At 35.2% G+C, this 13,407-nt stretch carries 8 protein-coding genes; all 8 read left to right on the top strand.

The window, feature by feature from the left end; translation table 11 throughout:
* Positions 1-94: 94 nt before the first annotated feature.
* The 8 genes from ACIDC4_RS22690 (at position 95) to ACIDC4_RS22725 (ending at position 13,404) form a co-directional block, all read left to right on the top strand.
* A complete protein-coding gene (locus ACIDC4_RS22690) occupies positions 95-1,612 on the top strand; it encodes an MFS transporter (RefSeq protein ID WP_121322626.1) in 1,518 nt (505 codons plus the stop codon).
* Positions 1,605-2,261 (top strand): beta-phosphoglucomutase, encoded by a 657-nt coding sequence (pgmB, locus tag ACIDC4_RS22695; protein WP_412045286.1) that lies wholly within the window; start codon positions 1,605-1,607, stop codon positions 2,259-2,261. The genes ACIDC4_RS22690 and pgmB overlap by 8 nt, the downstream gene beginning before the upstream one ends.
* Positions 2,262-2,468: 207 nt before the next feature.
* Positions 2,469-4,772: a glycoside hydrolase family 65 protein gene (locus ACIDC4_RS22700; RefSeq protein ID WP_412045285.1), complete on the top strand. Its 2,304-nt coding sequence runs from the start codon at positions 2,469-2,471 to the stop codon at positions 4,770-4,772.
* Between the two features lie 27 nt (positions 4,773-4,799).
* Complete coding sequence (locus ACIDC4_RS22705) at positions 4,800-6,914, top strand: glycoside hydrolase family 97 protein (protein ID WP_412045284.1); 2,115 nt, start codon at positions 4,800-4,802, stop codon at positions 6,912-6,914.
* A 149-nt stretch (positions 6,915-7,063) separates the two neighbouring features.
* Positions 7,064-8,941, top strand: a complete 1,878-nt coding sequence (locus ACIDC4_RS22710; protein ID WP_412045283.1) for a glycoside hydrolase family 13 protein — start codon at positions 7,064-7,066, stop codon at positions 8,939-8,941.
* Positions 8,942-9,586: 645 nt separating this feature from the next.
* Positions 9,587-11,176, top strand: a complete 1,590-nt coding sequence (locus ACIDC4_RS22715; protein WP_412045282.1) for an alpha-amylase family glycosyl hydrolase — start codon at positions 9,587-9,589, stop codon at positions 11,174-11,176.
* A 184-nt stretch (positions 11,177-11,360) separates the two neighbouring features.
* On the top strand, positions 11,361-12,038 hold the full coding sequence (locus tag ACIDC4_RS22720; RefSeq protein ID WP_412045281.1) for a glycerophosphodiester phosphodiesterase: 678 nt from the start codon (positions 11,361-11,363) through the stop codon (positions 12,036-12,038).
* Positions 12,039-12,195: 157 nt separating this feature from the next.
* A complete protein-coding gene (locus ACIDC4_RS22725) occupies positions 12,196-13,404 on the top strand; it encodes a BaiN/RdsA family NAD(P)/FAD-dependent oxidoreductase (protein ID WP_412045280.1) in 1,209 nt (402 codons plus the stop codon).
* Positions 13,405-13,407 lie beyond the last annotated feature (3 nt).

The raw sequence follows: 13,407 nt of genomic DNA on the forward strand, positions 1-13,407 counted from the left end.
ACGCCTGCTCAAAGCTTTTACTTTTACTTCGAAACCATAAGTAAGTTTTGATAAGCAAAGCGCTTATCGTCTAATTAATTTTTTAATTACGATAATGGAAAAGCGTAAATTAAGTTTCTGGGAAATTTGGAACATGAGTTTCGGTTTCTTGGGAATACAGTTTGGTTTTGCACTGCAAAACGCAAATACTTCAAGAATTTTTGAAACCCTAGGTGCTAAAATTGATGAAATCCCTATTTTGTGGATTGCTGCTCCAGTTTCAGGATTAATAATTCAGCCCGTAATTGGTTATTTTAGTGACAGAACCTGGACTCGTTTAGGAAGACGTCGCCCCTATTTTTTAATTGGAGCAATTCTTTCTTCAATCGCATTGTTCATAATGCCCAACTCACCAACTTTATGGATTGCAGCAGGTACTTTATGGATAATGGATGCGTCGATAAATGTATCAATGGAGCCCTTTCGTGCCTTTGTTGGTGATAATTTACCCGAAAAACAACGCACTCTGGGCTTCGCAATGCAAAGTTTTTTCATCGGAACTGGTGCTGTTGTAGGTTCTGTTTTACCTTATCTTTTTACAAATGTTTTTGGCGTAAGCAATACTGCACCTGAAGGAATTATTCCTGATTCTGTAAAATGGTCGTTTTATATTGGCGGAATTGTTTTTTTGCTTTCTGTCCTGTGGACTGTTTTTAAAACAACTGAATATACTCCGGAAGAATTACATGCTTTTGAAGCTCAAAACAAAAACAAAGAAGATATTATTATAAATTCTGAGACAGAATCTAATAGCAATATCAAAAGACAATTTTCCTTAGGATTACTATTGACAATAGTTGGTGCATTGGTATCCTTTTTAATTTTCGAAAATAGCCTTGCAAAAGAATTATACATTCTATTCATAGGTTTAGTTTTTATGGGAATTTTATTCATCATTGCATCACAACTACGAAAATCTAAAGTTCATAATGGTTTCACCATAATCATGAGCGATTTATTGAGTATGCCTGTGACAATGAAAAAACTGGCCTGGGTTCAGTTTTTCTCTTGGTTTGCACTTTTTTCGATGTGGATTTATACAACGCAAGCAGTTACACAACATATTTTTGGCACAACAGATACAACTTCTAAAGTATATAATGATGCTGCCGACTGGGTTTCTGTTTTATTTACAGTTTATAACGGAGTCGCAGCTGCAGTAGCTTTCTTATTGCCAATTATTGCAAAAAAAGTAGGTGTTAGAGCAACACATTTATTAGCATTATGTGCTGGAGGTGTTGGTTTAATTTCGATTTATTTTATTGGTGATAAACAAATGCTGATTCTTCCAATGTTGGGAGTTGGTATTGCATGGGCAAGTATTTTATCAATGCCATATGCAATGTTATCAGGCGCTTTACCGGCAGCAAAAATGGGTTACTATATGGGAGTTTTTAACTTTTTTGTAGTAATACCACAAATTGTAGCCGCAACAATATTAGGATTTGTAATCAAACAATTCTTTCATAACGAACCTATTTATGCCTTAATAATTGGAGGAGTATCCATGATATTCGCCGGATTACTAACCCTTAGAGTAAATAGTAGAACTAAAATTGAAATTCATGCATAACAAAAAAGCATTCATATTCGACCTTGATGGCGTAATCGTTGATACCGCCAAATATCATTTTTTAGCTTGGCAGAAAATTGCAAAAGCATTAAATATAAATTTTACACATGAAAATAACGAATTATTAAAAGGTGTAAGCCGTGTACGTTCGTTAGATATAATTCTTGAATTAGGAAATGTTCAGGCTTCACAGGAAGACAAAGACAAATGGCTGATTCAAAAAAATGAAGATTACTTATCTTATTTGGTTGATATGGATGAAAGTGAGATTCTTCCGGGAGTTTTTAAAACGCTACAACTATTAAAAGAAAAAAATCAGGGAATTGCTTTGGGATCTGCGAGTAAAAATGCCAGGCCAATCCTTGAGAAAACAGGAATCATTTCGTATTTCGATGTTATTGTTGACGGAAACGACGTTACCAATGCCAAACCGGATCCGGAAGTTTTCCTGAAAGCGGCTCAGTTATTAAACATTGATCCAAAAGATGCCATTGTATTCGAAGATTCTGTTGCAGGAATTCAGGCAGCAAACATTGGCGGAATGGTAAGTGTAGGAATTGGTGAGGAAACAATTTTACATGAAGCCCAATACATTTTTAAAGATTTTACGGTAATAGACGAAAGCTTTATCGACAAGTTAATTCATTAGAAAATGTGATAATTAGAGAATGCGTCAATTAGAAACGAGATAATTCACTACAACTGAATTATCCAATTGAAACAAACTCACAAACAGTTAAAAATCATCAATCAAAATAGTAAAACAATCAGCAATTAGAAATCGATCAAAAAAGTAATTATCTCATTACCTAATTGACACATTATCTAATTGCCCAATTATCTAATTAAAGAAAAAATGAATCAAGATTATATAAAACCAGACAACTGGTCCATCATAGAAGAAGGATTTGATGCCAGCAGCGTAAAGTCGTCTGAAAGTCTTTTCAGTATCGGGAACGGTGCTATGGGACAACGCGCCAATTTTGAAGAAACATACTCTGGAGAAACTTTTCAGGGAAGTTATATTGCCGGAATTTATTATCCGGACAAAACCAAAGTGGGATGGTGGAAAAACGGTTATCCAAAATATTTTGCAAAAGTATTAAACGCTCCAAACTGGATTGGAATTGACGTTGAAATCAACGAAGAAAATCTTGATTTAAATACGTGTACCGAGGTTAGAAACTTCCGCAGAGAATTGAATATGAAAGAAGGATGGTACAATCGTTCTTTTGAAGCTACGCTGAAAAACGGAACCGAAATTGCCGTAAACATTCGTCGTTTTCTTTCTTTGGATCTGGATGAAGCCGGAATTATCAAATTCGAAATTACGCCTTTAAACAAAGATGCAAAAATTGTTTATAAACCTTACGTAGATGCCGGAGTTACGAATGAAGATGCCAACTGGGAAGAAAAATTCTGGGAGCCTCTGGAAGTTAAAAAAGGTACAAACGAAGCTTTTGTAACGGCTCAAACGTTCAAAACGCATTTTAAAGTTACGACTTTCATGCAAAATACGATTTTGGCAAACAATGAAGACATTCATGTTTCGCCTTCTACAATCGATTCAACGGCAGATAAAGTTCAGTACACTTACGGAACTATTATTGCTAAAGGACAAACCTCAGCAATTCAGAAAATTGGTGGATATACCGTTTCTTTAAACCACGATAATACTTTGGCTGCAGCCGAAAAAACTATAAAAGCTGTCCTTAATTTAGGATACGATGCTTTACTTCAAAATCAAATTGATGCCTGGGCAAAAATCTGGGAAATGTCAGATATTACAATTGATGGCGATGTAAAAGCACAACAAGGAATTCGTTTTAATATCTTTCAGTTAAACCAAACTTATTTAGGAAAAGATTCTCGTTTGAATATTGGTCCAAAAGGTTTTACAGGAGAAAAATACGGCGGATCTACTTATTGGGATACTGAGGCGTATTGTATTCCGTTTTACATGGCGACAAAAGATCAGCAAGTTGCACGTAATTTATTGACGTATCGTTTCAATCAATTAGACAAAGCGATAGAAAATGCCAAAGACAATTTAGGTTTCAAAAATGGTGCAGCTTTGTATCCAATGGTTACGATGAATGGTGAAGAATGTCATAATGAATGGGAAATCACGCACGAAGAAATCCACAGAAATGGTGCGATTGCTTTTGCGATTTTCAACTACAACCGTTTCACCGGAGATTACTCTTATATTCCTGAAAAAGGATTAGAAGTTTTAATTGGAATTGCACGCTTCTGGCACCAAAGAGCTTCTTTCTCTAAAGAAAAAAATCAGTACGTAATTCTTGGCGTTACAGGTCCAAACGAATACGAAAACAACATCAATAATAATTTCTACACCAACTATATTGCAAAATGGTGTATTGATTATACTGAGGAACAAATTAAAAAAGTAGCTGCAGAATATCCTGCAGATCACAAACGCATTTTAGAAAAAGTAAATCTTGCTGAGGCTGAAATTCAGGAATGGAAAAAAGTAGCCAATAATATGTATTTCCCAAAATCTAAAGAATTGGGAGTTTATCTACAACAAGATGGTTTCTTAGACAAAGATCTGGTTCCGGTAAAAGATTTAGATAAATCTCAGCGTCCAATCAACCAAAAATGGTCTTGGGATCGTGTTTTACGTTCGCCTTATATCAAACAAGCCGATGTTTTACAGTGTTTTTATTTCTTTGAAGATCATTTTTGTAAAGAAGAACTAAAACGCAATTTCGAATTTTACGAATCCTTTACCGTTCACGAAAGTTCACTTTCGCCTTGTGTACACTCGATTCAGGCTGCCCATTTAGATAAAATGGATATGGCTTATACTTTCTACTTAAGAACTTCTCGTCTTGATCTTGATGATTATAACAAAGAAGTTGAAGAAGGTTGTCACATTACCTCAATGGCCGGAACATGGATGAGTATCGTAGAAGGTTTTGGTGGAATGAGAGTAAAAAATGATCAATTGCATTTTGCTCCAAAAATTCCAAAAGAATGGAAAGGGTATTCTTTTAAAATAAACTTTAGAAATCAAATTCTTAAAGTGTCTGTAAATCATGACGAAACCACTTTTACTGTAGATGGAGATCAAGATTTAACAATTGTGGTGAACGGAAATCCTGAAATTGCAAGTAAATTTGTACAAATTAATTAAATTACAATACTCTAAAAAATTAAAAACATGAAAAACTTATTTTTCGCAAGTTTAATCTTGTTTGCTTTTAGCTCCATTGCAGAAGCACAACAATTAAAATCACCCGAAGGCAAGTTCGTAATGGAATTTTCGCTTCAAAACGACGGAACTCCAACTTATAATCTGAAATACAAGAACAAAGAGGTTATCAAAACCAGTAAATTAGGTCTTGAACTAAAAGATGATAAAAAATCTTTATTGAATGATTTTACAGTTGTTGATTCTAAAACTTCCACTTTTGATGAAACCTGGAAACCAGTTTGGGGCGAAGTAGACAAAATTAGAAATCATTATAATGAATTGGCTGTAACTTTAAATCAAAAAGGAACCGACAGACAAATCGTAATTCGTTTCCGTTTGTTCGATGACGGACTTGGATTTAGATATGAATTTCCAACTCAAAAAAACCTTACCTATTTCATCATCAAAGAAGAAAGATCTCAATTTGCTATGGCGGGCGACCACACAGCTTTTTGGATTCCGGGAGATTATGATACTCAGGAATACGATTATACAAAATCTAAATTGTCTGAAATCAGAGGTTTATCTGAAAAAGCATTTACAGCAAATGTTTCGCAAAAATCTTTTTCTCCAACAGGAGTTCAGACGGCTTTAATGTTAAAAACAAATGACGGTTTATACATCAACTTGCACGAAGCAGCTTTGATCAACTATTCTTGTATGCACCTGAATCTTGATGATAAAACCATGACTTTTACTTCTTGGTTAACACCGGATGCAAAAGGCGACAAAGGATACATGCAAGCACCAAGTCACTCGCCTTGGAGAACGATTATGGTAAGTGATGACGCAAGAGAAATCTTAGCTTCAAAAATGACTTATAACTTAAATGATCCATCAAAAATTGAGAATACGTCTTGGATTAAACCCGTAAAATACATTGGTGTTTGGTGGGAAATGATTACAGGAAAAAGCTCTTGGTCATACACAAACGATTTTCCAACAGTACAATTGGGAGTTTCTGATTTCTCTAAAGCAAAACCAAACGGTACTCACGGAGCAAATAATGCCAACGTAAAAAAATACATTGATTTTGCTGCTGCAAATGGTTTCGATGCCGTTTTGGTCGAAGGATGGAACGAAGGTTGGGAAGACTGGTTTGGTCACTCAAAAGATTATGTGTTTGATTTCGTAACGCCTTATCCTGATTTTGATGTAAAAGGTTTACACGAATATGCAAAATCTAAAGGTGTAAAAATGATCATGCACCACGAAACTTCAGGTTCTGTTCGTAACTACGAGCGTCACATCGATGCAGCTTATAAATTCATGAACGACAACGGATATGATGCTGTAAAAAGCGGTTATGTTGGAGATATTTTACCTCGCGGTGAAAACCATTACAATCAATGGATTGTAAATCACTATCAATACGCAATCGAAAAAGCAGCTGACTATAAAATTATGGTAAATGCTCACGAAGCAGTTCGCCCTACAGGAATTGCGAGAACATATCCTAACTTAATTGGAAACGAGTCTGCAAGAGGAACAGAATACCAAGCTTTTGGAGGTTCTAAACCAAATCACGTTACCGTTTTACCTTTTACCCGTTTAATTGGCGGACCAATGGATTATACTCCTGGAATCTTCGAAATGGATATCAGTAAAATGAATCCTGATAACAAATCTCATGTAAACAGTACCATTGCAAACCAATTAGCTTTATACGTTACCATGTACAGCCCATTGCAAATGGCGGCAGATACTCCTGAGAACTACAACCGTTTTCCGGATGCATTCCAATTTATTAAAGATGTTGCTGTAGATTGGTCAGAAAGTAAATATATCGAGGCTGAGCCAGGAGACTTTATCACTGTTGCCCGTAAAGCAAAAGGAACAAACAACTGGTTCGTAGGAAACGTAAACGGAGAAACTGCCCGTACATCAAACATCGATTTCAGTTTCCTTGAAAAAGGTAAAAAATATACGGCTACAATTTATGCTGATACAAAAGATGCGCATTACAAAACAAATCCGCAAGCTTATACCATCAAGAAAATTGCTGTAACAAACAAATCAAAATTATCGCAGTTATCTGCTCCAGGCGGAGGTTATGCTATTAGCATTATCGAAACCAAATAATTTTTTAAAGACAAGTAATTTTACTGAGAATTACTTGTCTTTTTTTTAAGATTAAATAATACCTAAAAGATCTTCGAGACCTGTTAGGAAACCTTACAATATCCTAACAGCTTTTTTAAACCTGTTAGGTATTTAATACACATTAGATTATGAACATCCAAAAAACAAGAATCCAAACAACTCATTTTCTCTATAAAATAATACTATTTGTTTTATTGTTTTCCGCTTCCGCGAAAGCGCAAATCCAGAAAGTAGAGCCGCCATTTTGGTACGCCGGAATGAAAAATCCGGAACTACAAATCATGTTCTACGGAAAAAACATTGCACAATATGAAGCTTCGGTTTCAAACAATGTGGTGATTAAAAATGTAGAGAAAACAGAAAATCCAAACTACCTTTTTGTAACGATTGATACTCAAAACTTAAAAGCTTCTGAATTGGTTTTCTCTTTCAAAACCAAAAACAAAGTTGCTTTTACGCAGAAATATTCGCTTAAAGAAAGAAGAGCAAATTCAGCAAACAGAAAAAGTTACGATGCATCGGATATGATGTATTTGATTATGCCGGATCGTTTTGCTAATGGAAATCCGAAAAACGACAGCAATGCTGCTTTAACAGAAAAAGGAAATCGTCAGGATCCAAGCGGTCGTCACGGCGGAGATATCGAAGGAATTATCAAAAACTTAGATTATATTTCTTCTCTTGGTGCAACCACAATCTGGAATACGCCTTTATGCGAAGACAACGACAAACAACATTCGTATCATACTTACGGACAATCTGATGTTTACAAAATAGATCCTCGTTACGGAACCAATGAAGATTATGTTCGTTTGGCTGCCGAAATGCACAAAAAAGACATGAAACTGGTTATGGATTATGTGACCAATCACTGGGGAATCACACATTGGATGATCAAAGATATGCCAACTAAAACCTGGTTCAATCAATTCGAAACTTTCACACAAACACATCACCGTCGTGAAGTTATTACTGATATTCACGCTTCAAAAGTAGATCAGGAAGTTTGTGTCGATGGATGGTTTGTTCCTTCTATGCCGGATTTAAACCTAAGAAATCCTTTAGTTGCAAAATACTTAACGCAAAATGCTATCTGGTGGATTGAATATGCAGATCTTGACGGATTTAGAGTAGATACTTATAATTATTCTGATCAAACTGCTATGGCAAATTGGGCAAAATCAATTACAAATGAATACCCAAACTTTAATATTGTGGGTGAGATCTGGATGCACAATCAGGCGAATTTAGCGTATTGGCAAAAAGACAGTAAAATTGGCGCGATTGAAAATTATAATTCGAATTTACCAAGTGTAATGGATTTTACACTTCAAAGTCAGGTTACATCTGCTTTCAGCGAAGATCAACCAAGCTGGGACAACGGAATGATTAAATTCTACAACAACTTTGCAATGGATTTTTTATATCCAAACCCAAATAACATTTTGGTTTTTGCCGAAAATCATGATACAGATCGTATGAATGAGAAGCTTAAATACGATTTTCCAAAATACAAACTGGCCATGACTTTATTGGCAACAGTTCGTGGAATTCCGCAATTGTATTACGGTTCAGAAATTGGAATGGGCGGCGACAAAGGCAAAGGTGGCGACGCAGACATTCGTCAGGATTTTCCTGGTGGATGGGCTGGTGATAAAAACAACGCGTTTACCGCAACAGGAAGAACCGCTGATCAGGCCAAATACTTTGATTTTACCTCTAAATTATTCAATTGGAGAAAATCGAATGAGGCCGTTCATTTCGGAAAAATGACACACTATATTCCGGAAAATAACACGTATGTTTATTTTAGATATACCGATGCTAAAACAGTAATGGTCGTTTTCAATAACAACGCTACAGCGCAAACCATCAAAACAAATCGTTTTAAAGAAAACATCAAAAACTTTAAATCCGGTAAAGATGTTCTAACCGGAAAAACATTCGATTTAGCTTCTGAAATTAGTTTAGAACCAAAATCAGCTGTTGTTTTAGAATTGGAGTAAAGCTATTGCAAGCAAAGTTTTTTAGCCACAAATTAAAAGATTAAAATGATTTTTTTAAATCTGTGTTAATCATTTAATCTGTGGCTATTATTTTTTTTCCGCCATGAATTCACGAATTTTATTAAACAATAATTCGTGAATTCGTGGCGTTTTTTTTTACCTAATAGCTATATTTAAATGATTTGTCATTTATTTTGATCTAAATCGAAAGAATAAAAATCTATGTTTCTATGTGTTTAAAAAATTACACACAGGATTCACAACACTATAAAGTTTTTTTAGCCACAGATTAAAAGATTAAAATGATTTTTTTAAATCTGTGTTAATCATTTAATCTGTGGCTATTATTTTTTTTTCGCCACGAGTTCACGAATTTTATTAAACAATAATTCGTGAACTCGTGGCGTTTTTTTTACCTAATAGCTATGTTTAAATGATTTGTCATTTATTTTGATCTAAATCGAAAGAATAAAAACCTATGTTTCTATGTGTTAAAAAATTACACACAGGATTTGCAAAACTATAATTCGTGCATTCGTGGCGAAATTTCCTCCTACAAATTACAAATACATGTTAAATTTGAAATAATTAAGAATATAAACTTTCCTTTTTTTATCTTTAATATTCTGACTTAAATCAGTTGCAATGGATAATGACAATACTTTGAAAGTTCCTTTCGTTTGGGAAGGAGCAAATGTTTACTTTTTACTTACCGATCGTTTTTATAACGGAGATACTTCAAACGATTTAAACTTTAACCGAACCAAAACTCCCGGAAAATTACGCGGTTTTGAAGGTGGAGATCTTATCGGAATTATCAAAAAAATAGACGAAGGTTACTTTAATGAATTAGGAATAAATGTTATTTGGCTTACGCCAATTGTAGAGCAAATTCACGATGGCGTCGACGAAGGAACCGGACTTAGTTATGGCTATCACGGTTATTGGGCAAGAGACTGGACGTCTTTAGATCCTAACTTTGGCACAAAAGAAGATCTTGCCAATTTAGTCAAAAAAGCACACGAAAAAGGCATCAGAATCATGCTTGACGGTGTTATCAATCATACCGGACCAGTTACTCCCGAAGATCCTATGTGGCCCGAAGACTGGGTAAGAACCGGAGTTGTTTGTGATTACAAATCATTCGAAAATACTACAATGTGTACCTTAGTAGATAATCTGCCGGATGTGAGAACCGAAAGTGATCAGGAAGTACCAATACCCTTTTTTTTAATCGAAAAATGGAACAAGGAAGGCCGCTATGAAAAAGAAATTGCTTCAATAAATGAATTTTTCAGAAGAACCGGCTATCCCAGAACGCCCAAATATTACATCATAAAATGGTTAACTGATTATATTCTGGAATTTGGAATTGACGGTTACAGATGTGATACTGTAAAACATACTGAAGAAATTGTTTGGCTCGATTTTAAAAAAGAATGCGATTATGCTTTTGAAACCTGGAAAAAACACCATCCCTTACAGGTTTTAGATCAAACCCCATTTTACACTATTGCAGAAGTTTACGGTTATGAAATCAGCAGTGGACAAGATTATGATTTTGGAGATCGAAAAGTAAATTATTTTGAACATGGTTTCAACAGCATGATCAATTTTGAATTTAAACTGGATGCTCAAAACGATTATGAAGCCATATTTTCGAAATATTCAGCCAAACTTCAAAATGAATTAAAAGGTTATAGCGTTCTTAATTATGTATCGTCGCACGATGATCCCGATCCTTTTGATGCGCATCGTAACCGAACTTTCGAATCCGGAACCAAATTGTTGCTTTCTCCCGGAATGTCCCAGGTGTATTATGGTGACGAATCTGGTCGTGCTCTAATTATAGAAGGTACACAAGGCGATGCTACTTTACGATCTTTCATGAATTGGGATGATATTCAAAACAATCCTGAAACACAAAGAATACTCTGGCATTGGCAGAAACTAGGGCAATTTCGAAGAAATCATCCCGCAGTTGGTGCAGGAATACACAACATGATTTCAGCAAAACCATATATTTTCTCCAGAAGTTATACAAATGGAAATTATACCGATCAGGTTGTAATTGGTTTAGATCTTGGCGTTGGTCTAAAAGAACTTCCCGTAGCATCTATTTTTCAGGATGGAACCAAATTAAGAGATACTTTTTCTGGTGAAGAAACAGAAGTTCAGGACGGAAAAGCATTTGTACATTCTGAATTTGGACTTGTTTTATTGGAACTTGCTTAACCGCAACGAACGCTAAGACATTCGCAAAGGTCGCAAGGTTTTTTAGCCACAGATTAAAACGATTAAAATGATTTTAAAAATCTGCGCTAATCTTTTTAATCTGTGGCTAACTTTTTTTCTAATCCTTGCGACCTTTGCGTAAAACTTTGCGACCTTTGCGGTTAAACGGTTAAACTCTCCATACATGCTAAAAATAGCTCATCGCGGTGCCAAAGGATACGAATCTGAGAATACGCTAAAGTCTTTTCAAAAAGCATTAGACCTAAATGCTGACGGAATCGAACTCGATGTTCACCTTAGTTCTGACGGACATATTATAGTCATTCACGACGAAACAATCGACAGAACAACGAACGGCAAAGGTTTGGTAAACAGTTTTTCTTTAGCTGAATTAAAGACGTTTTTAATTGACGGAGAATATCAAATACCAACTTTAAACGAAGTATTTGATTTGGTAAACAAAAAATGCCTTATCAATATCGAATTAAAAGGTTTAGGAACTGCTGATAAAGTTGTTGCCTTAATCGAAGAATATATTGCTGATAAAAACTGGAATTACGGCCATTTCATCGTTTCGAGTTTTGAATGGAATATGCTACAAGAAACATCAAATCTAAATTCAAATATTGCAATTGGAGTTTTAACCGAAGAAGATATAGATAAAGCTTTGGCTTTCGCCGAATTAATACAAGCAGAAGCCATTAATCCCGATTATCAGTTATTGAATGCTGAAAACGTAAAACAAATACAAGAAAAGGGATTTCTGGTTTTGCCCTGGACAGTTGACAAAGAAGAAGACATTCAAAGAATAAAAAGCTATAATGTAGACGGAATCATCAGTGATTTTCCAGACAAACTATAAAGTAAAAAAAATTAGCCACAGATTAAAAGATTTACACAGATTTTAAAATCCTTTTAATCTGTGAAATCTGTGGCAAAAAAGAAAAAACCACAACATTTAAAATTTGTGCGAATTCGTGCAATTCGTGGCAAAAAAATCAGCGGCAAAAAAATAAAATATGATCAAAAATTTCGACATAATCATTGTTGGCGGAGGCGCTGCAGGATTTTTTACAGCGATTAATATTGCAGAGAAAAATCCGAAACTGAAAATTGCCATTTTAGAAAGAGGAAAAGAAGTACTTTCTAAAGTCCGTGTTTCCGGCGGTGGAAGATGTAATGTAACCCACGCTTGTTTTGAACCGAATGAACTGGTCAAATTTTATCCGCGTGGAGAGAAAGAACTTCGTGGACCTTTTCATCAGTTTTGTTCCGGAGATACTATCGAATGGTTCGAAAAACATGGAGTAGAACTTAAAATCGAAGATGATGGAAGAATGTTTCCAGTCTCAAATTCCTCTCAAACGATTATCGATTGTTTCTTAGAAGCAACCGGAAAACTAGGCATTAAAGTATTAACCGGACAAAGTGTACAATCGATTTTTAAAGCCGAAAATCATTGGAAAATTGATACTCAGGATGAAAATTACGCTACCGAAAAATTAGTTCTGGCAACAGGAAGTAATCCTAAAATTTGGGAAATGTTACAAACACAAGGACACGCCATTGTGAGCCCTGTCCCTTCCCTATTTACATTTAACATAAAAGATTCAAGAATAAAAGAATTACCAGGCGTTGCGGCACAAGTTACCGTAAATGTAAAAGATACCAAACTTGAATCGACCGGACCTTTGCTGATCACGCATTGGGGAATGAGCGGCCCTGCAATTTTAAAACTTTCGGCTTGGGGAGCTCGTACTTTATTCGATAAAAATTATCAGTTTACAATCTATGTCAATTGGTTAAATGATGTTGATACCGATGATGCCGAGAAAATTCTGAAAGACCTAAAACAGGAACATGCTAAAAAAGCCGTTTCGAAAAAATCACCTTTCGAATTTCCGAATCGTTTGTGGGAAAGTCTGGTTTTAGCGTCAGGAATCGAAGCGGAAACCAAATGGGCCGATTTATCTAAAATTCAATTGCAAAATTTAACTTCTCAACTTACAAAAGCCGAATTTAAAGTAAACGGAAAAAGTACTTTCAAAGAAGAATTTGTAACTGCAGGCGGAATCGATTTAAAAGAAATCAATTTTAAAACCATGGAAAGCAAATTGCATCAAAACCTTTATTTTGCCGGAGAAATCGTTAATATCGATGCCATAACGGGAGGTTTCAATTTCCAAAATGCCTGGACAAGCGGGTTTATTTTAGCAAACAATATATAATAC

Source organism: Flavobacterium sp. C3NV (assembly GCF_046825355.2).
Classification (GTDB): Bacteria; Bacteroidota; Bacteroidia; order Flavobacteriales; family Flavobacteriaceae; genus Flavobacterium.

Coding starts and splice junctions, on each gene's coding strand:
- ACIDC4_RS22715 (WP_412045282.1), top strand. CDS start 9,587: ATGGATAATGACAATACTTTGAAAGTTCCTTTCGTTTGGGAAGGAGCA.
- pgmB (WP_412045286.1), top strand. CDS start 1,605: ATGCATAACAAAAAAGCATTCATATTCGACCTTGATGGCGTAATCGTT.
- ACIDC4_RS22700 (WP_412045285.1), top strand. CDS start 2,469: ATGAATCAAGATTATATAAAACCAGACAACTGGTCCATCATAGAAGAA.
- ACIDC4_RS22725 (WP_412045280.1), top strand. CDS start 12,196: ATGATCAAAAATTTCGACATAATCATTGTTGGCGGAGGCGCTGCAGGA.
- ACIDC4_RS22690 (WP_121322626.1), top strand. CDS start 95: ATGGAAAAGCGTAAATTAAGTTTCTGGGAAATTTGGAACATGAGTTTC.
- ACIDC4_RS22720 (WP_412045281.1), top strand. CDS start 11,361: ATGCTAAAAATAGCTCATCGCGGTGCCAAAGGATACGAATCTGAGAAT.
- ACIDC4_RS22710 (WP_412045283.1), top strand. CDS start 7,064: ATGAACATCCAAAAAACAAGAATCCAAACAACTCATTTTCTCTATAAA.
- ACIDC4_RS22705 (WP_412045284.1), top strand. CDS start 4,800: ATGAAAAACTTATTTTTCGCAAGTTTAATCTTGTTTGCTTTTAGCTCC.